Below are 23118 nucleotides of genomic sequence, written 5' to 3'. Positions count from 1 at the left end.
CGGCGGACGCCGTGCGCCTCCCGACGTTCCTGACCGTACCGGCCCGGCGTCGCGTCCGTTCGGCGCAGATCCCGCAGTGCGGCCGCGGCCCCGCATGCTGGCATCATCGGAACCATGCCGACGCACGCAACCGCCGCCCCGTGCGTGCACGTCGTGGTCCCGGTGAAGAGCCTCGCCGACGCCAAGTCGCGCTTGTCCGCAGCGGTGGACGAATCACTGCGCCGTGAGCTGGTGCTCGCGATGCTCGAGGACACGCTGCGGGCGTTGCTGGAGTCCTCCGCAGTCTCCGCCGTCACGGTCGTCACCCCCGACGCCGCGGCCGCCGCCGCGGCGATCCGGTGCGGCGCGTGCAGCGTCGACGAACGGCAGGCGCTCGCCCGCGCCGGTGCGGCCGGCGATGGCCTGGCGGTCGGCGGTCACCCATCCGAGGGTGGACCGCATGCTGCGCTCAACGCCGCGCTCACCGGCGCGGCCTACCGCGTGCGCGACGCCGTCGCGCCGGACCACCTCGCTTTCGTGCAGGCCGATCTGCCGTCGCTGCGCCCCGGCGAATTCACCGCGGCCGCCGCAGCGGCCATCGCGTATCCGGGGCTGCCCGTCCCTGGCCGCCCTGGAGACGGGGACGCGCACGGGCACGGCCGGGCGTACATCGCCGACCGGTCCGGGGACGGCACCACCGCGGTGTTCGTGTGCGGTGCGGCGACCCGCCTGCGCCTCGGCTTCGGCGGCGGATCCGCGCGGCGGCACGAAGCACAGGGCGCCATCGCCCTGCGGGGATCGTGGCCGGGCCTCCGCGCCGACGTCGACACCGTCGCGGACCTGCGCCACGTCCGCCGACTCGGCACCGGGGCCTCGACCGGAACACTCTTGCGACGCATCGGCGTCCCGGGCGCGAAGACGCGATGAACAGTGCGGAAAATCGGGCCGGGCACCATGCACGACAGGCCGCGATGCGGAAGGATCGAGACGTGCACGACGAAACAGACGCGGCCCGGCCCGCCGGGGCCGGATCCACAGCCCTCGACCATGCCGCCTCGGCGGCGGGCACGGGTGTGCCCGCCGTCGGCCCCGCCCATGACACTCTGCCGCCGGCGACCACCCCGTCGGCGCCCCCCGCCGCGACGATGCGCACCCCCCGCCCGGACACGGACCTGCCGCATGACCGGTACCTCAACCGCGAGCTGAGCTGGCTCGACTTCAACTCGCGGGTGCTCGCCCTCGCCGAGGACTCCTCGCTTCCGGTGCTCGAACGCGTGAAGTTCCTTGCGATCCACGCGTCAAACCTCGACGAGTTCTACATGGTCCGCGTCGCGGGGCTCGGCCGCCGCGACGAGGCCGGGCTGCCCGTCCGCTCTGCCGACGGCCTGACGCCGAGGGAGCAGCTGCAGCTCATCGGCCGCCGCACGCAGGTCACGGCCATCACGCACGCGCGGGTGTTCCTCGACCACGTGCTGCCCGAGCTCGCAGACGCGGGCATCCGCCTGACCCGCTGGGAGGCGCTCGACGACGACGTCCGCAAGGGCCTGTCCGAGTACTTCCACGAGCGCGTCTTCCCCGTGCTCACCCCGCTCGCGGTGGACCCCGCCCACCCGTTCCCCTACATCAGCGGGCTGAGCCTCAATCTGGCCGTGACGGTCCGCGACGGCACCACGGGCAGCGAGCATTTCGCCCGCGTGAAGGTCCCGAAGAACGTCGACCGCTTCGTGCCCGTCGGCACCGGTACCGACGCCGGCGGGGCGGGCCGTGCCGACGCGACGACCTTCCTGCCCATCGAGGACCTCATCGCCGCCCACCTCGACGTGCTCTTCCACGGCATGTACGTGGTGGAGCACCACGTGTTCCGCGTGACGCGCAACGCGGACTTCGAGGTGTCGGAGGACCGGGATGAGGACCTGCTGCAGGCCCTCGAACGCGAGCTCGCCCGTCGCCGGTTCGGTTCTCCCGTGCGCCTCGAGGTGACCGACGACATGAGCGAGCACATGCTCGAACTGCTGCTGCGCGAGCTCGACGTCAGCCCCGGAGACGTCATCCGTATCCCGGGCATGCTCGACCTCACGGGCTTGTGGCAGCTGCACGGCCTCGACCGGCCCGCGCTCAAGGACACCCCCTTCGTCCCCGCCACCCCGCCCCCCTTCGGGGAGCGCGAGACCGCCAGGAACGTCTTCTCGGCCCTGCGCCGCGGCGACGTGCTCGTGCACCACCCGTACGACTCGTTCTCCACCTCGGTGCAGCGGTTCATCGAACAGGCCGCGGCCGATCCGAAGGTGCTCGCGATCAAGCAGACCCTGTACCGCACCTCCGGCGATTCGCCCATCGTCGACGCGCTCGTCGACGCCGCGGAGGCCGGGAAGCAGGTCGTCGCCCTCGTGGAGATCAAGGCCCGCTTCGACGAGCAGGCCAACATCCGCTGGGCGCGCAAGCTCGAGGAGGCCGGCGTGCACGTGGTGTACGGGATGGTCGGCCTCAAGACGCACTGCAAAACCTGCCTGGTGGTGCGGCGCGAGGGCGCGGCCATCCGCCGCTACTGCCACATGGGCACCGGAAACTACAATCCCAAGACGGCACGACTCTATGAGGACGTGGGCCTGTTCACCGCCGATCCGGAGATCGGCGCCGACCTCACCGACCTGTTCAACTCGCTCACCGGTTATTCGCGGGTCAACCGCTACCGGAATCTGATGGTCTCGCCGCACGGAATCCGGCGCGGCATCGTCGAGCGCATTTCAGCGGAGATCGACGCCCACCGCGCGGGGCGCGCCGCCGGCATCAGGCTCAAGGCCAACGCCCTCGTGGACGAGCAGATCATCGACGCGCTGTACCGTGCGTCGCAGGCGGGCGTGCCGGTGGACATCGTCGTCCGCGGCATCTGCTGCCTCAAGCCGGGCGTGCCCGGGCTGAGCGACAACATCCACGTCCGCTCGATCCTGGGCCGGTTCCTCGAGCACTCGCGCATCCTGCATTTCGTCGGCGCACAGGAATACTGGATCGGCAGTGCCGACATGATGCACCGCAATCTGGACCGACGGGTGGAGGTCATGGCCCGCGTCACGTCCGAGGAGCTCACGCCCGTCCTCGGCAACGTGTTCGACCTGGCCCTCAGCGCGGACACCCGCTGCTGGGTGCTGGACGCCGACGGCACGTGGAGCGCATCGCCGTCCGGTGGCACCGACGTGCGCGACTACCAGGAGACGCTCCTGCAGGCCAGCCGCAGCGGGCCGGCCGACTGATTCCCGCGCCGCGGATCCGACGTAGGGCCGGATGCCGCCGGTCACCGGACCATCCCGCACAATCGGACCGTGAGCATCCAAAGCGGTCCGGCACCTCGATCCAACACCGTCCACGCGGCCGGGACGGTGCTGTGGCGGTACCGCGGGGCCGGGCCGAAGAGGGAATTCGCGGTGGTGCACCGGCCCGAGTACGACGACTGGTCCCTGCCCAAGGGCAAGCTCGATCCTGGCGAGCCGGCAGCGGCTGCGGCCGCGCGCGAGACCGTCGAGGAGACCGGATACACCGCAGCGCTCGGGCGGTTTCTGCAATCGGTGTCCTACCCGCTCAACGCGCGCCGGACCAAAGTCGTCGACTATTGGGAGGCGCAGGCCGTCGGCGGCGGGTTCCGTCCCAGCTCGGAGGTCGACGAGCTGCACTGGGTGCGGTTCCGGGACGCCGTCGAACTGGTGACCCACGACCTCGACCGGGCCGTCCTCGCACGGTTTCGTGCGCGGCGCCCGGGCGACGCCACGATTCTGCTCGTCCGCCACGCCCGCGCCGGACGCCGCGGCGCATTCGGTGGCCCCGACACCGCCCGGCCGCTCGACGCCAAGGGAGCAGAGCAGGCCCGCCTGCTCGTCCCGCAGACGGCCGCGTTCCTTCCCACGGCCGTGCATTCCGCCGACCGCGTACGGTGCGTGGACACCGTCGCGCCGCTCGCCGAGCACCTGCGCACCGAGGTCGTGACCGAGCCGACACTGTCGGAGGAGGCCTACGCGCTCAACCCGCACGAGGGGCGACGGCGCATGCGCGAGATCGCCGGCGCAGGACGGGTCGCGGCTGTGTGCAGCCAGTCGGGGGTGATCCCCGACCTGCTGCGGTGGTGGTCCGCCCGCGACGGGCTGGTGTTGCCGTCCACTGATACGCGCAAGGCCGCTTCCTGGGTGCTGACACTGCGCGCCGGTCGGCTCATCGCCGCCGACCGGCTCCCGGCACCCGCTCTCGGCCCGCGCTGACGACGACTATTTTCCGGCGGTCTTCTTCGCGGCCGTCTTCTTGGCTGCAGTCGTCTTCTTGGCTGCGGTCGTCTTCTGCGCTGCGGCGGACTTCGTAGCGGCCGTCTTCTTGGCTGCAGTCGTCTTCTGCGCTGCGGCGGACTTCGTAGCGGCCGTCTTCTTCGCTGCGGTCGTCTTCTTGGCTGCGGCGGACTTCGTAGCGGCCGTCTTCTTGGCTGCGGTCGTCTTCTTCGCGGCCGTGGTCTTCTTGGCTGCGGTGGACTTCTTGGCTGCGGTGGATTTATCGGCGGTGGACTTCTTGGCCGCCGTTTTCGTCGCCGGGGTCGCCTTGGCCGCCGGCTTCTTCGCAGCAGTGGTCTTCTTCGCAGCAGTCGACTTCGCGGCCGTGGTCTTCTTGGCTGCGGTGGTCTTCTTGGCTGCGGTGGACTTCTTGGCTGCGGTGGTCTTTCTCGCCGTGGCCGCCTTGGCCGCCGACTTCTTCGCCGGAGATACCTTGGCCGCCGACTTCTTCGCCGGAGATACCTTGGCCGCCGCCTTCTTCGCAGCAGTGGTCTTCTTCGCGGCCGTGGTCTTCTTCGCAGCAGTGGTTTTCTTGGCGGCCGTGGTCTTCTTGGCGGCCGTGGTCTTCTTGGCGGCCGCAGACGTCGCCGCGGGCGCCGACGTCGCGGGCAGCGTAGGCGCACCCGAGCCGCGCTTGACCGCGACCCCGGAGGCGCTCAGCTTCTGTTTGCCGGCAACGAGTTCCTTGAACTGCGCCCCGGGGCGGAAGGAGGGAACCCGTGTGGCACGGACCCGCACCGTCTCGCCGGTGCGCGGGTTCCGTGCGACACGCGGTGCTCGCGCGCGCTTCTCGAAGACGCCGAAACCGGTGATGGTCACGTTCTCGCCGGCGTGGACGGCGCGGACCACCGCGTCGACGAATCCTTCGACCACCGCCGTCGTCGTGCGACGATCCGTGCCCAGCTTGTCGACCAGACCATCGATGAGTTCTGCCTTGTTCATCAGAAAGACCTCCCCTGACCGTGGTCCTGTCTCGGACCATTTGCACGCCACGATAAACCGGGTTCGCCGCGCCCGTGGGCTTCCGCAGCAAACTTGGTCCGGAATTCTAACGCGCAAATGCGTTCTGGGCAGGTTGTCGGCGGTCTTTCCCTATCGACCGGCCGCAGCCCGCGGCCGGGCTCAGCCGGCGGCGGGATCCGGCAGCGTGCGCGGCTTCCACTGCGGGCGCTGACGTTCGAATGCGCCGATCGACTCCTCGACGCGCATTGTCAGGCCGATGTCGTCCAGCCCCTCGAGCAGTCGCCACCTGGTGTAATCATCCAGTTCGAAGGGGACGACCAGGGTGCCCGCGGTCACGGTCTTGGCCTGCAGGTCCACCGTCAATTCCGTGCCGGGATGTTCTTCGATGGTCTTCCACAGCAGTTCGACGTCATGCTGTTCCACCTCGGCCGCGACAAGCCCCTGCTTGCCGGCGTTTCCCCGGAAGATATCGGCGAAACGTGACGAGATGACCACGCGGAAGCCGTAATCGGACAGCGCCCACACCGCGTGCTCACGCGAGGATCCGGTCCCGAAGTCCGGGCCCGCCACCAGTACCGACCCGCGGTCGTACGGCGGCGTGTTGAGAATGAACTGCGGATCGCTGCGCCAGGCCGCGAACAGCGCGTCCTCGAAGCCGGTGCGCGTGACACGTTTGAGGTACACCGCCGGAATGATCTGGTCGGTGTCGACATTGGAACGTCGCAGTGGCACACCGATACCGGTGTGGGTGATGAAGGGCTCCATAGTCTCGATTCCCGTCTGTACTGTGCGTGCGGATCAGGGTGTGGGCGCCGGGCGCGCGGCGCGGCTAGCAGAGGTCGGCGGGCGCGGAGAGCGTGCCGCGCACGGCGGTCGCCGCCGCCACGGCCGGCGACACCAGGTGCGTGCGCCCCCCTTTTCCTTGCCTGCCTTCGAAATTTCGGTTGGAGGTGGAGGCGCACCGCTGGCCGGGCGAGAGCTGATCCGGGTTCATCCCCAGGCACATCGAGCATCCGGCTTGACGCCACTCCGCGCCCGCCGCGGTGAAGACCTCGCCGAGGCCCTCCTCCTCCGCTTGCGCGCGCACGCGCATCGATCCCGGCACCACCAGCATCCGCACCCCCTCGGCGACCGTGCGTCCGCGCAACACGTCGGCGACCACGCGGAGGTCTTCGATGCGGCCGTTCGTGCACGACCCGACGAAGACGGTGTCGACGGCGATGTCGCGCAGCGGCATTCCCGGACGCAGGTCCATGTACTCCAGGGCAGACGCCACGCCGGCCGCCTCGTCGGCGTCGGCGATGGCCTCGGGGTCGGGCACGGAGCCGCCCAGCGGCGCCCCCTGGCCCGGGTTGGTCCCCCACGTGACGAAGGGCGTCAGCGCGGCGGCATCGATGCGGACCTCCTTGTCGAAAACGGCGCCCTCGTCGGTGCGCAGGCTCCGCCAATGCGCCACTGCGGCGTCCCAGTCCGCCCCCTGCGGCGCGTGCGCGCGGCCCTCGATGAACTCGAAGGTGGTTTCGTCCGGCGCCACCATGCCGGCCCGGGCGCCGGCTTCGATGGACATGTTGCAGATCGTCATCCGCGCCTCCATCGACAGTGCCCGGATGGCCTCGCCCCGGTACTCGATGACGTGCCCCTGGCCGCCGCCGGTGCCGATCTGCGCGATCACGGCCAGAATCAGGTCCTTCGCCGTCACCCCGTCGGGCAGGAGGCCGTCGACCGTGACCGCCATGGTCTTGAACGGGCGCAGCGACAGCGTCTGCGTCGCCATCACATGCTCGACCTCGGAGGTGCCGATACCCATGGCCAACGCGCCGAACGCCCCGTGCGTGGAGGTGTGGCTGTCGCCGCAGACCACGGTCATCCCCGGTTGCGTCAGACCCAGCTGGGGTCCCACCACGTGCACGATGCCCTGCTCGATGTTCCCCATGGAGTGCAGACGCACGCCGAACTCCTCGCAGTTGCGGCGCAGGGTCTCCACCTGTGTGCGCGAGGTGGGATCGGCGATCGGCTTGTCGATGCCGATCGTAGGCACGTTGTGGTCCTCGGTGGCGATCGTGAGGTCGGGCCGGCGCAGCTTCCGTCCCGCCAGGCGCAGACCCTCGAACGCCTGCGGGCTCGTGACCTCGTGCACCAGGTGCAGGTCGATGTAGACCAGGTCTGGCTTGCGCTGCGCGCCCTCGCCCTCCCCCTTTACGACGACGTGCTCGTCCCAGACCTTCTCCGCGAGAGTGCGAGGCGCCGACGCCCGAGTTGCTCCATCACTCATGCCACTCAAATCCCTTCAACGCGCCGTCCCGCGGTCCGGTCGTCCGGACCCCGACCGTGGTGTCTCAACATGCGAGACGATAATATCGTTCTGTGAGACATCATAGCGGTATCGGAGTCCTCGACAAGGCCATGGGGGTCCTCCTTGCGGCCGCCGAACGCCCCTGCAACCTCTCCGACCTCTGCGAGCGCACCGCGCTGCCTAGGGCCACCGCGCATCGGCTCGCAGTGGGGCTGGAGACGCACGGCATGCTGCTGCGCAACGGGGACGGCCTCTGGCAAATCGGCCCCCGAGTGGGCGAGCTCGCGTCCGCGGTGCAGGACCCGCTGGTGGACGCCGCCGCACACGTCCTGCCCCGGCTCCGCGACATCACGGGTGAATCGGTGCAGCTCTACCGCCGTGACGGCACCGAACGCATCTGCATCGCGAGCGCCGAGCCGCCGTCCGGATTGCGCGACACCGTTCCGACCGGCACACGACTTCCCATGACGGCCGGCTCCGGCGCAAAGGTGCTCACAGCATGGTGCGCCGACCACGTGCGCAAGGACCTGCTCGCGGGGGCGCGGTTCACCGAGCGGACCCTCGCCGAGGTCCGCCGCCGCGGATGGGCGCAGTCGAGCGCCGAGCGGGAGCAGGGAGTGGCCAGCGTCGCCGCACCCATCCGGGATCCGCGCGGTGCCGTCGTGGCCGCGATCTCAGTGTCCGGCCCCACCGACAGGATCGGCCGCCGCCCCGGCACGCGCTGGGCGGACGACCTCCTCGCGGCCGCCGACGCCCTGCAACGCAGGCTCTGAGCCGCCGGACGCCGGTAACGAAGCGGTAACCGCACCGATATACTCTTCGGGCGGCGCGGCTGCGGTGACGTCGCTCCAGTATCCGTACGCACCGAAGTGCAGTCAGGAAAGGACCCGCCCATGCCCATTGATGAGATCGTCGGCTCCAGTCTCGGTATCCCCTCCTTCTTCATCGTCAAGCTCGCTCAGCTCTCCGTCGTCATCCAGGGGCGGGCCGGGCTGGATTCGCTGCTGAGCTGACAGGTGCGCAGATCACCGCCCCCACCGGCCCCGGCCGTTGGGGGCGTCCGTGATTTCGGGGGACCTTCGTGATTGCGCGGGCGGCAGCGGCCGGACGCCCCTGCGAGCTCGAGCACCCGCTGCGCAGGAACGCCGGGGAATCCGTGTGCGGTCCGCCCATACGGCGCTCGGATCTGGCTACGCGGCGGGTCATCCCCGAAACAGAAAAAGAGCCCACCCCGGAGATGGGGTGAGCTCTCTTGTGGTAGCCCCGACGGGATTCGAACCCGCGTTACCGCCTTGAGAGGGCGGCGTCCTAGGCCGCTAGACGACGGGGCCAGGAACTTGCCGTATCTTCTTTTGTCGCCGGCATTCCCGGCCGCGGCACCATCCAGACACAAAGCGAACCATTGCGCTGCACTCGGTGAACCCCAGCCAGTTTAACCGGCTTGAATCCGCTCTCCAAATCGCCTCCGCGCCGAGACTCTACGCGCGGCGCAACCGGGCTGTGAACCCCGGAGACGGAGAGAGCGGACTCTTCGCTGGGGTACCAGGACTCGAACCTAGAATGGCTGAACCAGAATCAGCTGTGTTGCCAATTACACCATACCCCATCACTTCGAACAGGCACACGAATGATCCGGCCTTCGCCGGTGTCCCGCGCTCCCGCTCGAACGATCAGAACACTACCAGGGCCTCCCCCTGTTTACACAAATCGACAGGCGGTGGCGCCCGTCACCCGGTGGCGCGCTGGGCCGGACCGCGCCGGCCGGGGCCCGGCGGAGCGGGACCACGGCCGACCCGGAAGGTCAGTCTGCGGCCGCGGCCGCCGCGAGCTCCCCGGCCGCGGCGAGCCTGCGCAGGCTCCGCTCCCGGCCGAGCAGTTCCATCGACTCGAACAAGGGCGGGCTGATATGCGAGCCGCTCACGGCCACGCGGACCGGGCCGAAAGCCTTGCGGGGTTTGATGCCCAGACCGTCGACGAGCGCCCCCTTGAGAGCCTGCTCGATCGCGTCGGTGCTCCACTCCCCCAGCCCCTCGAGCACGGAGGTGGCGGCCGCGATCACCGGCACCGCTTCCGCCTTGAGGTTCTTGGCCGCGGACTTCTCGTCGACGACGAACTCGGCGTCCGGGGCGAACAGGAAGCGCAGCAGCCCCCATGCGTCGGACAGGACCACGATCCGCGTCTGCACCAGGTCCGCCGCCGCCCGCCACGCGGCCTCGTCGACGTCCACGGGGAGCTGCCCTGCGGCGGTGAGGAACGCGCGCAGGCGCTCCGCGAAGTCGGCCGGGTCGAGCAGCCGGATGTGCTCGGCGTTGATCGCGTCGGCCTTCTTCTGGTCGAACCTGGCCGGATTGGAATTGACCGAGCCGATGTCGAAGGCCGCGACCATCTCGTCCATGGAGAACACGTCGTGATCATCGGAGATCCCCCAGCCCAGCAGCGCCAGGTAGTTCAGCAGCCCCTCGGGGATGAACCCGCGGTCGCGGTGGTGGAACAGGCTGGACTCGGGATCGCGTTTGGACAGCTTCTTGTTGCCCGCGCCCATCACGAACGGCAGGTGCCCGAACCGCGGGGTGAACTCCGCCACGCCGATCCGCTGCAGAGCCGCGTACAGCGCGAGCTGCCGCGGCGTGCTGGAGAGCAGGTCCTCGCCGCGCAGCACGTGTGTGATGCCCATCATCGCGTCGTCGACGGGGTTGACCAGCGTGTACAGCGGCACGCCGTTGCCCCGCGTGAGGGCGAAGTCCGGGACGCTGCCGGCACGGAAGGAGACCTCCCCGCGGACGAGGTCGGTCCACGTCAGGTCGTCGTCGGGCATCCGGAGGCGGACAACCGGCCTGCGCCCCTGCTCCACGAAGGCCGCCCGCTGCTCCGCGGTGAGGTCGCGGTCGAAGTTGTCGTAGCCCAGCTTGGGGTCGCGTCCGGCGGCGCGATGCCGCTCCTCAACCTCCTCTGGGGTGGAGAACGACTCGTAGGCGTCGCCCGACTCGACGAGCCGCCGCACCACGTCGAGGTGGAGGTCGCGCCGTTGCGACTGCCGGTACGGCGCGTGCGGGCCGCCGATGTCCGGCCCCTCGTCCCAGTCGAGCCCCAGCCACTGCAACGCGTCGATGATCGCGTGATATGACTCCTCGCTGTCCCGCGCGGCGTCGGTGTCTTCGATGCGGAAGACCAGCTTGCCCCCCGTGTGACGGGCGTAGGCCCAATTGAACAGCGCGGTGCGCACGAGCCCCACGTGCGGAGTGCCGGTGGGCGACGGGCAGAATCTGACGCGGACTTCAGACGGAGTGCTCATTCCCGGAAGCCTAGTCGGCGCATGTCACGTGCCCCGCAGCCGTGGTCCCCGCCAGCCCGTCGCGGCCCCGACGCTCAGGCCCGGTCCGCGACGGGATTGCGCAGCAGGCCGATGCCGTCGACCGCCACACCCACCGTCTGTCCCGCCGTCATCGGCCCCACCCCGGCAGGAGTGCCCGTGAGGATGACGTCGCCGGGCAACAGGGTCATCACGTCCGAGATCCAGGCGATCAGGGTCGGGATGTCGTGCAGGAGCAGCGAGGTGTTCGAGTCCTGCACGACCTTCCCGTCGAGCGTCGTGCGCAGACGCACCGCGGAGGCATCGAGGTCGGTCTCGATCCAGGGGCCCATGGGGCAGAACGAGTCGTGGCCCTTGGCGCGTGTCCATTGGCCGTCGTGGCGCTGCTGGTCACGGGCGGTGACATCGTTGGCGCAGGAATACCCCAGCACCACCTCCAGTGCACGTTCGGCCGGCACCGACTTGGCCACCTGGCCGATGACGACGGCGAGCTCGCCCTCGAAGTGGACCTCTTGCGAGGTCGGCGGCCGGTTGATCGGCACGTCCGGCCCGATGATCGAGGTGGACGGCTTGATGAAGATCACCGGGTCCGCCGGGGGCGCGCTGCCCATCTCGGCCGCGTGATCGGCGTAGTTCTTGCCGACGCAGATGACTTTGCTGGCGAGGATCGGCGCAAGCAGCCGGACCTCCGCCAGCGACCAGCTGCGGCCCGTGAACGTGGGGGTGCCGAACGGGTGGTCCTTGATCTCGTGCGCGCGCATCTCGGCGGGCACGCGGCCGCTGGTCATGTCCACGTCGCCTTCATCGATCTTGACGAAGGCGACACCGTCCGTGCTGATCACTCGTCCCAGTCGCATGCGCACATCCTAACGGCGCCCCGCCGGACGGCGTACGAGGGCGACGGCCCGCCCCCATCGTGCGGGGGCGGGCCGTCGCCGTGCCGTGGATGCCTGTTGCCGCGCCTCAGATGCGCGCGATGATGCGCGCGCCGGTCTCCGCGGTGCCCGCGGCCCCCGTGCGCTCGCGCAGGTCCTCGGCGACGGCCTGCTCGATGCGTGCGGACTCCCCGGTGCGCCCGAGGTGTTCGAGCAGCAGCGAGGCCGAAAGGATCGCCGCGGTGGGGTCGGCCTTGTCCTGGCCCGCGATGTCCGGCGCGCTGCCGTGCACCGGCTCGAACATGCTCGGATTGGTGCCCGTGGCGTCGATGTTGCCGCTGGCCGCCAGCCCGATCCCGCCGCTGACCGCGGCCGCGAGGTCGGTGATGATGTCGCCGAACAGGTTGTCGGTGACGATCACGTCGAACCGCCCGGGGTCGGTCACCATGTGGATCGTGGCGGCGTCGACGTGCATGTAGGCCCGTTCCACGTCCGGGTACTCGGCCCCGACCTCCTCGACGGTGCGGGTCCACAGCGTGCCCGCGTAGGCCAGCACGTTGTTCTTGTGCACCAGCGTGAGGTGCCCCCGGCGCGCCGCCGCCTTCTCGAACGCATAGCGCACCACGCGCTCCACGCCGAACCGGGTGTTGGTGCTGACCTCGGTGGCGACCTCGTGCGGGGTGTCCACCCGGATGGCGCCGCCCGTGCCGGTGTACGGCCCCTCGGTGCCTTCCCGGACCACGAGGAAGTCGATCGCCGGCGCCCCGGACAGCGGGCTCGTCACGCCCGCGTACAGCTTGGACGGGCGCAGGTTCACGTGGTGGTCCAGCGCGAACCGCGTGTTGAGCAGCAGGCCGCGCTCGAGCACGCCGCTGGGCACGGACGGGTCGCCGATCGCGCCGAGCAGGATCGCGTCGTGCCCGCGAATTTCGTGGAGCACGCCGTCCGGCATGAGTTCGCCCGTGCGGTGGTACCGCTGGGCGCCCAGGTCGTATTCGGTGGTCTCCACGCCCGGAACCACGGCGCGCAGCGCCCCCAGGGCCTGGCCGACCACCTCGGGGCCGATCCCGTCGCCTGCGATGACGGCGAGCTTCATCGTTTCCTCACTTCGCATGGTCCACGGCCCGCCGGGGCGGCGCGCCGTGCAATTGTCGGTAGGACACGCCGCCGGTCCGCGGCGGCAGCGGTGGGCACGGGACTGCTGCCCCGCCGCGTCGTCAGGACAGCTCGACCTGCTCGACGCGCGAGGCGGACACGGCGTCCTTGAGACCGGTGAGCACGTCGTCGGACGCCGTCTCGGAGAGCCGCAGGATGATCGTGGCGCCGGTGCCCTCCGCGTCGTGCGACAGGGCCGCGGCCTGGATGTCGATGCCCGCGTCGCCCAGCACCGTGCCGATCTTGCCCAGCGCGCCGGGGGCGTCCGCGTAGCTGATGAGCACGTTGTTGCCCTCCGCGCGGATGTCGAAACTGCGTCCGTTGATCTGGACCAGCTTCTCCACCTGCTGCAGCCCCGTGAGCGCGCCCGCCACCGACACCACACCGCCGTCCGCAGTGACTGCCTTGACCTCCACCACGCTGCGGTGCGTGCTGCTCTCGGTGTGCGTATCCACGCTGACGGTGACCCCGCGCTGCTCGGCCATCTGCGGCGCGTTGACGAACGTGACCGCATCGTCGGTGATCGCCGAGAACATGCCGCGCAGCGCGGCGAGCCCGAGGATTTCGACTGTGGCAGAGGACAGTTCGCCGCGCACGTCCACCTGCACGGTGCTGGGCGCGCCCTCCGAGAGGATCCCGGCGACCAGACCCAGCTTGCGCACCAACTCCAGCCAGGGCGAGACCTCCTCGCCCACAGGGCCTCCGGAGACGTTGACGGCGTCGGGGACGAACTCGCCGGCCAGCGCCAGCAGCACGGACTTGGCGACGTCCGTGCCCGCGCGGTCCTGCGCCTCCGCGGTGGACGCACCGAGGTGCGGGGTCACCACGACCTGGTCCAGGGCGAACAGCGGGGAATCCGTGCACGGTTCGGTGGCGTAGACGTCGAAGCCGGCGCCGCGCACCCGCCCGGAGACGATGGCGTCGTGCAGGGCGTCCTCGTCGATGAGGCCGCCGCGCGCGGCGTTGACGATGATGGCGCCCTCCTTGATGCCCGCCAGCTGCTCGGCGCCGATGAGGCCCTTGGTCTCCGGCGTCTTCGGCAGGTGCACGGTGATCATGTCCGCACGCGCGAGAAGCTCGTCGAGGCTGAGCAGTTCGATCCCGAGCTGCGCTGCGCGCGCGGCCGGCAGATAGGGATCGTAGGCGACGATCTTCGTTTCGAACGCCGCCAGCCGCTGCGCCACCAGCTGGCCGATGCGCCCGAGGCCGACGATGCCGACGGTCTTGTCGAGCAGCTCGACGCCGTTGAAGCTGCTGCGCTTCCACTCGCCGTCGCGCAGCGTCTTGTCCGCCGCGGGGATCTGCCGCGCCGTGGACATGAGCAGCGCGATGGCGTGCTCCGCCGCCGAATGGATGTTGGAGGTGGGCGCGTTGACCACCATCACGCCGCGCTCGGTGGCGGCGGGGATGTCGACGTTGTCCAGGCCCACCCCGGCGCGTCCCACGATCTTCAGGTTGGGAGCCGCGGCGAGCACCTCGGCGTCCACCGTGGTCGCGGAGCGCACCAGCAGCGCGTCCGCAGCCGGGGCCGCGGCGAGCAGCTCGGGCCGGTTGGGGCCGTCGACCCAGCGGACCTCGACATCTCCCCCGAGCGCCTCGACGGTCGACTGGGCTAGCTTGTCAGCGATCAGGACTACGGGCCGGCCTGACTGGGTCACGGGTGTGTCTCCCCTGCGGTAGTGGAATATTCGGACCGCCCCAGTTTACGGCCCCGCGGCCGCGGTCCCGACGTCGCATCCGGCGCCGCCCGCCCCCGCGCGCCTCTTGTAGGGGTGACACGGATTGTGCTCCCATACGATGGCACCATCCGCGACGAGTGCGGACCGGTCGAGACGAGGGGATCACCCGTGCACGTTCTTTCCCGCACACACAGCCCGCGCCCCCCCGCGCGCAGCCCGCTCGGTCGCGCGCGCAATGTGCGTTCGCACCGGATGCGCAGGGCGTGGACGGCCGCGGCCGCTGCGGTCGTCACTGCGGCGTCGGCGGTCTCACTGGCCGCACCCGCCACGGCCGCGCCCGCCCAGGCCGCATTGGGCGGCGGGTCCGGCATCCTCCTGACGGATGCGGCAGGAGACGTCGCCGCGTGCACGCTCACGACCATCGGGCACGACGGCGGGGGCAGGCTCGTGGGTCTCACCGCCGGGCACTGCGGCGATCCGGGCGACGCGGTGGTCCCGGAATTCGGCTGGAACGGCACCCCTGTCGGCACGATCGTCGACGAGTACCCGGCGCTCGACGTTGCCGTCGTGCAGTTCGACCCCGCGTTGGTCGCCCCCGTCAACCAGGTGGGCGGCATCACGATCACCCGCACCGGCAGCCCGGTGAACTTCCCGGGCGTCGCCTGCAAGGACGGGCGCACCACCGGAGTCACGTGCGGCGTCACCTGGCTCACCGACACCGTGCGACATGAGACCTGGACCCAGATCTGCGTCATGGAGGGCGATTCCGGCGCGCCCGTGGTGGTAGGCACGACCCTCGTCGGCATGGTCAACGCCTTCATCCAGGTGCCGTGCCTGAGCCCCACCGTGGGCACCACCATCGTCGCGGCGCTGGACGCGATCAACGCGGCCGGCGGCGTCGGCGCCGGGTTCCGGCCCATCTGACCGTCGCGCACACACGATCTCGAACAGTCACGAACAACGCCGCCCGCCCCCACTGCAGGGGGCGGGCGGCGTCGCATGTGCGCGGTGCGCCTGCGACTGTGCGCGGAGGAGCGTCAGGCCGTCTCGGTGATGGGGCGGTCGACCCAGCTCATGAGGCTGCGCAGCTTGCCGCCGACGACCTCGATCTGGTGCTCGGCGTTTTCCTTGCGCAGCGCCTCGAGCTCCTTGTTGCCGCCCTCCACGTTGGCGACGAGGCGCTTGACGAACTCGCCCGACTGGATGTCGGCGAGCACCTCACGCATGCGCTCCTTGGTGGACTCGTCGATGACGCGCGGACCGGACAGGTAGCCGCCGAACTCCGCGGTGTCGGACACCGAGTAGTTCATCCGCGCGATGCCGCCCTCGTACATCAGGTCGACGATGAGCTTGAGCTCGTGCAGCACCTCGAAGTAGGCCATCTCCGGCGCGTAACCGGCCTCGACCATCACCTCGAAGCCGGTCTGCACCAGCTTCTCCGTGCCACCGCACAGCACCGCCTGCTCGCCGAACAGGTCGGTCTCGGTCTCTTCCTTGAAAGTGGTCTTGATCGTGCCGGCGCGCGTGCCGCCGATGCCCCGGGCGTAGGACAGGCACAGCGCCTGGCCCTCGCCCTTGGGGTCCTGCTGGACGGCGATGAGGCAGGGCACGCCCTTGCCGTCGACGAACTGGCGGCGCACCAGGTGGCCGGGCCCCTTGGGCGCGACCATGCCGATGGTGATGTTCGCCGCGGGCTTGATCAGCTCGAAGTGGATGTTGAGGCCGTGCCCGAACAGCAGAGCGTCGCCGTCCTTGAGGTTGGGCTCGATGTCATTGGTGAAGATCGACGCCTGCGCGGTGTCCGGCGCGAGCAGCATGATGACGTCGGCCCACGCGCTGACCTCTGCGGGGGTGCCGACGGTGAGCCCCTGCTCCTCCGCCTTGGCACGCGACTTCGACCCCTCCTTGAGGCCGATGCGGACGTCCACGCCGGAGTCGCGCAGGCTCAACGAGTGCGCGTGTCCCTGGCTGCCGTAGCCGATCACAGCGACCTTGCGGCCCTGGATGATCGACAGGTCGGCATCGTCGTCGTAGAAGATCTCGACTGCCACGTTGATTTCCCTTCATAGTGTGTTCGGCGGTGCTGCCTGTGCCGAGGACGAGCATTGTGCGTGCGGTGCGTGACCGGAGTCTCCGGCCGTGTACCGGTGAATCTATCGGGTCGCGGTGATCGACTTGGGGCCGCGGCCCACCGCGACCACACCGGACTGGACGATCTCGCGGATGCCGTAGTCGTCGAGCATCCGCATCAAGGCCTCGAGCTTGTCGCGGGTGCCGGTGGCCTCGATGGTGAGCGCCTCCGGCGACGCGTCGATGACCTTGGCGCGGAACAGGCCCACCGCCTCGATCACCTGTGAGCGCACGGTGGCATCGGCGCGTACCTTGATCATCACGAGTTCACGGGCCACCGAGTTGGCCGGGTCCTGCTCGACGATCTTGATGACGTTGACGAGCTTGTTGAGCTGCTTGGTCACCTGCTCGAGGGGGAAGTCCTCGACCGTCACGACGATGGTCATCCGTGAGATGCCCGGCACCTCGGTGCTGCCGACCGCGAGCGAGGCGATGTTGTAGCCGCGTCGCGAGAACAGCGAAGACACGCGCGCGAGCACGCCCGGCTTGTCCTCGACCAGGACGCTCAGCGTGTGGGTGGTGCTCACTTGTCGGTTCCCTCCGTCTCGGTCTGCGCCGTGTCGCCGCCGGCGGCGGTGAGCCGGTGCTGTTCCTGCGCGTCGGCGGCCGCCTCGATGGCGGCCGGCTCCGCGGTCTCGTCGTCGTCGAACAGCGGTCGGATGTCGCGGGCCGCCATGATCTGGTCGTTCCCGGTGCCGGAGGCGACCATCGGCCACACCTGGGCGTCGGCGCCCACGATGAAGTCGATGACCACCGGACGGTCGTCGATGGCGCGGGCCTGCGCGATCACCTCCTCGACGTCCTCCTCACGTTCGCACCGCAACCCCACGCAGCCCAGCGCCTCGGCGAGGGCGACGAAGTCGGGGATGCGCCGCGAGTGCGTGGCCAGGTCGGTGTTGGAGTACCGCTCCTCGTAGAAGAGCGTCTGCCACTGGCGGACCATGCCCAGGTTGCCGTTGTTGATCAGCGCGACCTTGATCGGCACCCCTTCGATGGCGGCGGTGGCCAGCTCCTGGTTGGTCATCTGGAAGCAGCCGTCGCCGTCGATGGCCCACACCTCGGTGTCCGGCATGCCCATCTTGGCGCCGAGCGCCGCCGGGATGGCGTAGCCCATGGTCCCCAGACCGCCCGAGTTGAGCCACGTGCGCGGCTTCTCGTAGTGCACGAACTGTGCGGCCCACATCTGGTGCTGCCCCACGCCCGCCACGTAGACGGCGTCCGGCCCGGCGGCCTTGCCGACCGCCTCGATGACGTACTCGGGGGACAGCGCGCCGTCGGCCGGCCGGTCGTAGCTCAGCGGGTACGTCGCACGCAGGCCGTCGAGGTAGGCCCACCATTCGGACAGGTCCGGCGCGGGCGCAGAGGTGCGCTCCTCGCGGATGGCGCGCAGCAGTTCGACGATCACCTCGCGGCAGTCGCCCACGATGGGGACGTCCGCGTGCCGGTTCTTGCCGATCTCCGCCGGATCGATGTCCGCGTGGACCACCTTCGCATGCGGCGCGAACGAATCGAGCTTGCCGGTGACGCGGTCGTCGAACCGCGCGCCGAGGGTGACGAGCAGGTCTGCGCGCTGCAGCGCCGCCACCGCGGACACGGCCCCGTGCATGCCGGGCATGCCGCAGTGCTGGGGGTGGCTGTCCGGGAAGGCGCCACGCGCCATGAGCGTGGTGACCACGGGGATCCCGGTGAGCTCGGCCAATTCCAGCAGCTCCGCCGAGGCCTCCGCCTTGATGATGCCGCCGCCCGCGTAGAGCACGGGCGCCTTGGCGGCGGCGATGAGCCGCGCCGCCTCGCGCACCTGCTTGACGTGCGGCTTGGTGACCGGGCGGTACCCGGGCAGATTCATCTCGGGCGGCCAGATGAAGGTGGTCTGCGCCTGCAGTACGTCCTTGGGGATGTCCACCAGCACCGCGCCGGGCCGGCCCGACGACGCGATGTGGAAGGCCTCGGCGATCACCCGGGGGATGTCCGCCGCGTCGCCGATGAGGAAGTTGTGCTTGGTCACGGGCATGGTGATACCCGCGATGTCCGCCTCCTGGAACCCGTCGCTGCCGATGAGGGTCCGGGCAACCTGGCCGGTGATCGCCACCACCGGCACGGAGTCCATCTGCGCGTCCGCCAGCGGGGTCACCAGGTTGGTCGCGCCCGGTCCGGATGTGGCCATGCACACCCCGACGCGGCCCGTCGCCTGGGCGAACCCGGTGGCCGCGTGGCCGGCGCCCTGCTCATGCCGGACGAGGACGTGGCGCACGCGCCGCGAGTCGAACAGCGGATCGTAGACCGGCAGGATCGCACCGCCCGGAATGCCGAAGACCGTGTCGACGCCGAGCTCCTCGAGCGACCGGACGACCGACTGCGCGCCGGTCACGGTCTCCGGGGGCACGCTGCGGCGTCCGGATACCGCCGTAGCGGTCTCCTGGGCGGCGACGAGCGTGCCGTCGGACGTCGAATCATCGGCACTGGTGGACGTGGCCTTCCGCGGCTGCGGCTGCGGCCGCGCGGTGGGTGCGCTCACTGCATGCTTCCTCTGGTCGGGCCCGCCGCGCAGAGTTTCCGTGCGCGGGGACGGTGGGTGGTCGGTGCTGGGGACAACAAAAAACCCCCGCCAGCAGAAGCTGCTGTACGAGGGTGGCGCGTCGAAGCGGGAACGGCTCAGATGACTGGTCGGTTCACGCTTGGACGCGCCAGCCGATTACGAGCAATTCCGAGTGCTTCATGCCTAAGACAGTAGGCGCGCAGCGGACGCATAGTCAACTCCAGCGGCATCGGAGGACGGCCGGGCGTGCCGGACGCGATCGAATACCGAACCCGCACGAGCGGTGTCCCATGGTGAGGGAACCCGAGGCCGGGATGCGAGGATCGGGATCGTGTCGCCCTCGCATGACGTGCCCCCAGATGATAACCCGGCGAGCGAACGGCCCCGCGCCGGTGCCGACTCCGTGGTGTTCCGCATCCCCGGCAGCGGCTATTTCGCCGTCGCCTGCCTGGCCGCCATCATCCTCGTCCCCGTCCTCAATTGGCCGGCCTACACGGGCTGGCTGCTGCTCGTCCCGCTCTTCCTCGTGTGGTGGGTGGCGCGCATGCGCACCACCGTCTCGCCCGCCGGTGCGGAGGTCCGCACGACCACCGGCCACCGGACCGTGCCATGGGACCGGGTGCGCGGCGTAGTGTTCCCGCACCCCCGGGTGTTCGGCATCAGTTGGGCGCGCGCGTATCTGCGGGACGGGACGGTGGTGCGGCTGTCCGCCGTCACCTGGAACGACATCCCACGGGTCTCGGAGGCCAGCGGCGGACGCCTCCCCGACCCCACTGTGCTGCGCTCGCAGTCGCCGGCCGACGAGCCCGGCGACGACGGCCGGGCCCGCGGCGACCGGATCGAAGAGGACCCCGAGTAACCTCCGCAGCAGGCAATCACACCCCGGGTTCCGGGACGACCCGGGTTCCAGAACGACGAGCCACGAGACGACGAGGTCGAGCATGCCACCACTCCGCTCCAGAACCACCACCGCCGGCCGCGGGGCCGCGGGCGCGCGCGCCCTGTGGCGTGCCACCGGTATGACCGACTCGGACTTCGGCAAGCCCATCGTCGCGATCGCCAACTCCTACACCCAGTTCGTCCCCGGCCACGTGCACCTCAAGGACGTCGGAGAGATCGTCGCCGAGGCCGTGCGCGCCGCCGGCGGAGTGGCCAAGGAGTTCAACACGATCGCCGTGGACGACGGCATCGCCATGGGCCACGGCGGCATGCTCTACTCGCTGCCGAGCCGCGAGATCATCGCCGACTCGGTCGAATACATGGTCAACGCGCACACCGCCGACGCCCTCGTGTGCATCTCCAACTGCGACAAGATCACGCCCGGCATGCTCAACGCCGCGATGCGCCTGAACATCCCCGCCGTCTTCGTCTCCGGCGGCCCCATGGAGGCCGGCAAGGCGGTGGTGGTCGACGGCGTGGCCCAGGCCCCCACGGACCTGATCACCGCGATCTCCGCGAGCGCCAGCGACGCCGTCGACGACGCCGGCCTGGCCGAGGTCGAGGCGTCCGCCTGCCCCACCTGCGGGTCCTGCTCCGGGATGTTCACCGCCAACTCCATGAACTGCCTCACCGAAGCGCTGGGCCTCGCGCTGCCCGGCAACGGGTCCACGCTGGCGACGCACGCCGCACGCCGCGCGCTGTTCACCGACGCCGGCCGGACCGTCGTCGACATCGCCAAGCGCTACTACGGCGGCGACGACGAGTCCGTCCTGCCCCGTTCCGTCGCCTCGCGCGACGCCTTCGCCAACGCCATGTCGCTGGACGTGGCCATGGGCGGCTCCACCAACACCGTGCTGCACATCCTCGCCGCCGCGCAGGAGGGCGAGATCGACTTCGACCTCGACGACATCGATGCCATCAGCCGCCGTGTGCCGTGCCTGTCCAAGGTGGCGCCCAACTCCGACTACCACATGGAGGACGTGCACCGGGCCGGCGGAATCCCCGCGCTGCTGGGCGAATTGCACCGGGCGGGCTTGCTCAGCAAGGACGTGAGCACGGTCCACACCCCCACCGTCGACGAATGGCTGGGCGCTTGGGACATCCGCTCCGGCACCGCCACCGACGAGGCGCTCGAGATCTTCCACGCCGCGCCCGGCGGGGTGCGCACCACCACCCCGTTCTCCACCGACAACCGGTGGTCATCACTCGACACCGACGCTGCGGGCGGCTGCATCCGCGACCTCGCGCACGCGTACACCGCCGAGGGCGGGCTGTGCGTGTTGCGCGGCAACATCGCCGAGAACGGTGCGGTGCTCAAGACCGCCGGCATCGACGAGGACCTGTTCAGCTTCACCGGGCCTGCGCACGTCGTCGAGTCGCAGGAGGAGGCGGTCTCCGAGATCCTCAGCAAGAAGATCACGCCCGGCGAGGTGGTCGTGGTGCGCTACGAAGGCCCCGCAGGCGGCCCGGGCATGCAGGAGATGCTGCACCCCACGTCGTTCCTCAAGGGGCTCGGCCTGGGCAAGGTGTGCGCGCTCATCACCGACGGCCGCTTCTCCGGCGGCACCTCGGGGCTTTCCATCGGCCACGTCTCCCCCGAGGCGGCGGCCGGCGGCGCCATCGGCCTGATCGAGAACGGTGATCGGATCCGCATCGACGTCGCCTCCCGCACGCTCGAGGTGCTCGTCGCCGACGAAGAGCTGGCCCGCCGCCGCGAGGCGATGGAGGCCGCGGAACAGCCGTGGACGCCCGTCGGCCGCGAGCGGACGGTCACCAAGGCGCTGCGCGCCTACGCCAAAATGGCCTCGTCGGCCGATAAGGGCGCGGTGCGCGTCGTCGACTGAGGCACCGGCGCCGGGACGCCGATGACAGCACGGGACACCAGCGCGACGCCCTTCCCCGCGGGGAAGGGCGTCGCCGCTTCTCAGGCCTCAGGCCCCGGGCGTCGCCGCCGCTCCGGGGATGCGCCGGCCGTCAGGCGAAGGGGTTGGCCCCGTTGAAGACCACCCAGATCACCACGCCCGCCGCGACGCCGAGCAGGAGGAACGCGAACGAGCCGAGGAACGGCCGCCTCGTCCACCCGCGCTTGACATCCAGCGACAGGAGGCCCGCGCCGGTGAGGGTGATGCCCACGGCCGCGGCGAGCAGCATCGTCTCGAACTCCACGCCCGAGCCGGCCGCCCCGGATTGGTTCGTGAAGAACTGCAGGCCCGGCGTCGACGCCTGCATGAAGCACCACGCGTTGATGAGGATCGCCACCGCGCCCGCGGCCGCCAGCGGCGTGAGGAACCCCACCACCAGCAGCGCACCCACGACCACCTCGCCGACAGGGCCCGCGATCGAGAGCGCGTGCGCGTAGTTGAAGCCGCCGGACTCCAGGACGGTGCGGAACCCGTCCAGGTCGGGGCCGCCCCAATTGCCGGTGAGCTTCTGCAACCCGTGGGCGAACAGGATGCCGCCGAGCACCACGCGGATCACCAGCAGGCCGATGTCGAGGGTGCCGCGCTTGGCCTTCGCCGGGGAGTCCGTCAGCGCCTGGTCCATCGCGGCGGCGATGTCGGCGGGTTCGCGCCGGGCGGGGTCCGGCGCCCCCGTGCTCAGTTCCTCGTACGAGGGGATGCGCGTGGTCTGCTGCTCGTCCCCGCCGGGGCCGAACACGTCGTCCTCGCGGCTGATCACCTGCCTGTGCGGGATCACCCGGGTCTCCGGATCCGGCTCGTCCCCACCGATACCGCTCCACCCGGGGCCGCCCGTGGCCGGCGGGAACTCGCCGGTGGGTTCGTCGAACGGGCTGGTGCCCACGCCCATCGCCGAGGTGTCCGCACCGCTCTCGTGCGTCGCGGCCCCCGTCCGGGCGCCGCCCTGCTGCGGCTGCTGCGGCGCGGAGCCGCCGGTGGCCGGAAAATCGCCTGCGTCGTTGCCGTCTGACGGCCGGGATGCGTCGTTCACAGCCCC

Annotated in this window: 17 protein-coding genes, 2 tRNA genes and 1 pseudogene; 7 read left to right on the top strand and 13 right to left on the bottom strand. The window is 70.4% G+C overall.

Features of this window, described 5'->3' with window-relative positions:
• Nucleotides 1-114 precede the first annotated feature (114 nt).
• From JJ683_RS05215 to JJ683_RS05205, 3 genes are all read left to right on the top strand, one after another.
• Entirely contained in the window at nt 115-906 is a 792-nt protein-coding gene (locus JJ683_RS05215) for a CofC family guanylyltransferase (RefSeq protein ID WP_200171904.1), read from the top strand.
• Nucleotides 907-950: 44 nt separating this feature from the next.
• Nucleotides 951-3227 carry an RNA degradosome polyphosphate kinase gene (locus JJ683_RS05210; RefSeq protein WP_200171903.1) on the top strand — a complete coding sequence of 759 codons (2277 nt, stop codon included), beginning with the start codon at nt 951-953 and terminating at the stop codon, nt 3225-3227.
• Nucleotides 3228-3302: 75 nt separating this feature from the next.
• Nucleotides 3303-4223 carry an NUDIX hydrolase gene (locus JJ683_RS05205; RefSeq protein ID WP_372435244.1) on the top strand — a complete coding sequence of 307 codons (921 nt, stop codon included), beginning with the start codon at nt 3303-3305 and terminating at the stop codon, nt 4221-4223.
• 279 nt (nt 4224-4502) lie between these two features.
• Here JJ683_RS05205 and JJ683_RS05200 read toward each other — a convergent pair.
• The 3 genes and pseudogenes from JJ683_RS05200 to leuC all read right to left on the bottom strand — a co-directional run.
• Nucleotides 4503-5225: pseudogene (locus tag JJ683_RS05200) on the bottom strand (HU family DNA-binding protein); the annotation flags it as partial.
• A 180-nt stretch (nt 5226-5405) separates the two neighbouring features.
• Nucleotides 5406-6011, bottom strand: a complete 606-nt coding sequence (gene leuD, locus JJ683_RS05195; RefSeq protein WP_200171901.1) for a 3-isopropylmalate dehydratase small subunit — start codon at nt 6009-6011, stop codon at nt 5406-5408.
• A 64-nt stretch (nt 6012-6075) separates the two neighbouring features.
• On the bottom strand, nt 6076-7518 hold the full coding sequence (gene leuC, locus JJ683_RS05190) for a 3-isopropylmalate dehydratase large subunit (RefSeq protein ID WP_200171900.1): 1443 nt from the start codon (nt 7516-7518) through the stop codon (nt 6076-6078).
• Between the two features lie 92 nt (nt 7519-7610).
• Between leuC and JJ683_RS05185 the strand changes: the two genes are divergently transcribed.
• The gene (locus JJ683_RS05185) at nt 7611-8312 is read left to right on the top strand and encodes an IclR family transcriptional regulator (RefSeq protein ID WP_200171898.1); all 702 of its coding nucleotides are present in this window, start codon (nt 7611-7613) and stop codon (nt 8310-8312) included.
• 482 nt (nt 8313-8794) lie between these two features.
• Here the strand turns inward: JJ683_RS05185 and JJ683_RS05180 are convergent.
• From JJ683_RS05180 to serA, 6 genes are all read right to left on the bottom strand, one after another.
• Nucleotides 8795-8870: transfer RNA gene (locus tag JJ683_RS05180), tRNA-Glu, on the bottom strand.
• A 203-nt stretch (nt 8871-9073) separates the two neighbouring features.
• A tRNA-Gln gene (locus tag JJ683_RS05175) sits at nt 9074-9145 on the bottom strand.
• 195 nt (nt 9146-9340) lie between these two features.
• Nucleotides 9341-10831 carry a glutamate--tRNA ligase gene (gltX, locus tag JJ683_RS05170; RefSeq protein WP_200171896.1) on the bottom strand — a complete coding sequence of 497 codons (1491 nt, stop codon included), beginning with the start codon at nt 10829-10831 and terminating at the stop codon, nt 9341-9343.
• 74 nt (nt 10832-10905) lie between these two features.
• Complete coding sequence (locus JJ683_RS05165) at nt 10906-11706, bottom strand: fumarylacetoacetate hydrolase family protein (protein ID WP_200171894.1); 801 nt, start codon at nt 11704-11706, stop codon at nt 10906-10908.
• A 106-nt stretch (nt 11707-11812) separates the two neighbouring features.
• Entirely contained in the window at nt 11813-12820 is a 1008-nt protein-coding gene (locus tag JJ683_RS05160; RefSeq protein WP_200171892.1) for a 3-isopropylmalate dehydrogenase, read from the bottom strand.
• 121 nt (nt 12821-12941) lie between these two features.
• On the bottom strand, nt 12942-14537 hold the full coding sequence (serA, locus tag JJ683_RS05155; protein ID WP_200171890.1) for a phosphoglycerate dehydrogenase: 1596 nt from the start codon (nt 14535-14537) through the stop codon (nt 12942-12944).
• A gap of 273 nt (nt 14538-14810) precedes the next feature.
• Between serA and JJ683_RS05150 the strand changes: the two genes are divergently transcribed.
• Nucleotides 14811-15482, top strand: coding sequence for a S1 family peptidase (locus JJ683_RS05150; protein WP_200171888.1), 672 nt, complete (start codon nt 14811-14813; stop codon nt 15480-15482).
• Between the two features lie 113 nt (nt 15483-15595).
• Here JJ683_RS05150 and ilvC read toward each other — a convergent pair whose 3' ends face one another.
• From ilvC to JJ683_RS05135, 3 genes are all read right to left on the bottom strand, one after another.
• Nucleotides 15596-16609: a ketol-acid reductoisomerase gene (ilvC, locus tag JJ683_RS05145; protein WP_182348530.1), complete on the bottom strand. Its 1014-nt coding sequence runs from the start codon at nt 16607-16609 to the stop codon at nt 15596-15598.
• A gap of 102 nt (nt 16610-16711) precedes the next feature.
• Entirely contained in the window at nt 16712-17215 is a 504-nt protein-coding gene (ilvN, locus tag JJ683_RS05140; protein ID WP_182348531.1) for an acetolactate synthase small subunit, read from the bottom strand.
• Nucleotides 17212-19203 (bottom strand): acetolactate synthase large subunit, encoded by a 1992-nt coding sequence (locus JJ683_RS05135; protein WP_200171886.1) that lies wholly within the window; start codon nt 19201-19203, stop codon nt 17212-17214. The genes ilvN and JJ683_RS05135 overlap by 4 nt, the downstream gene beginning before the upstream one ends.
• A gap of 370 nt (nt 19204-19573) precedes the next feature.
• Here JJ683_RS05135 and JJ683_RS19605 point away from each other — a divergent pair, with 370 nt between their 5' ends.
• Both JJ683_RS19605 and ilvD read left to right on the top strand, forming a co-directional pair.
• Nucleotides 19574-20083 (top strand): PH domain-containing protein, encoded by a 510-nt coding sequence (locus JJ683_RS19605; RefSeq protein WP_200171884.1) that lies wholly within the window; start codon nt 19574-19576, stop codon nt 20081-20083.
• A gap of 82 nt (nt 20084-20165) precedes the next feature.
• Nucleotides 20166-22007 (top strand): dihydroxy-acid dehydratase, encoded by a 1842-nt coding sequence (gene ilvD, locus JJ683_RS05125; protein ID WP_200171882.1) that lies wholly within the window; start codon nt 20166-20168, stop codon nt 22005-22007.
• 130 nt (nt 22008-22137) lie between these two features.
• Here ilvD and JJ683_RS19600 read toward each other — a convergent pair whose 3' ends face one another.
• Nucleotides 22138-23112, bottom strand: a complete 975-nt coding sequence (locus tag JJ683_RS19600; protein ID WP_200171880.1) for a DoxX family protein — start codon at nt 23110-23112, stop codon at nt 22138-22140.
• Between the last annotated feature and the right edge of the window lie 6 nt (nt 23113-23118).

It is taken from the genome of Tomitella cavernea, assembly GCF_016599145.1.
Lineage (GTDB): Bacteria > Actinomycetota > Actinomycetes > Mycobacteriales > Mycobacteriaceae > Tomitella > Tomitella cavernae.
The sequence above is the reverse complement of the archived record's forward strand: the minus strand, read 5'-3'. Positions and strand labels throughout refer to the sequence as shown.

Bases quoted from the DNA above. Each gene is read 5' to 3' on its own strand.
- JJ683_RS05215 (WP_200171904.1), top strand. From the start codon at position 115: ATGCCGACGCACGCAACCGCCGCCCCGTGCGTGCACGTCGTGGTCCCG.
- gltX (WP_200171896.1), bottom strand. From the start codon at position 10,831: ATGAGCACTCCGTCTGAAGTCCGCGTCAGATTCTGCCCGTCGCCCACC.
- JJ683_RS05210 (WP_200171903.1), top strand. From the start codon at position 951: ATGCGGAAGGATCGAGACGTGCACGACGAAACAGACGCGGCCCGGCCC.
- JJ683_RS05165 (WP_200171894.1), bottom strand. From the start codon at position 11,706: ATGCGACTGGGACGAGTGATCAGCACGGACGGTGTCGCCTTCGTCAAG.
- ilvD (WP_200171882.1), top strand. From the start codon at position 20,166: ATGCCACCACTCCGCTCCAGAACCACCACCGCCGGCCGCGGGGCCGCG.
- JJ683_RS05160 (WP_200171892.1), bottom strand. From the start codon at position 12,820: ATGAAGCTCGCCGTCATCGCAGGCGACGGGATCGGCCCCGAGGTGGTC.
- JJ683_RS05150 (WP_200171888.1), top strand. From the start codon at position 14,811: ATGCGCAGGGCGTGGACGGCCGCGGCCGCTGCGGTCGTCACTGCGGCG.
- leuC (WP_200171900.1), bottom strand. From the start codon at position 7,518: ATGAGTGATGGAGCAACTCGGGCGTCGGCGCCTCGCACTCTCGCGGAG.
- leuD (WP_200171901.1), bottom strand. From the start codon at position 6,011: ATGGAGCCCTTCATCACCCACACCGGTATCGGTGTGCCACTGCGACGT.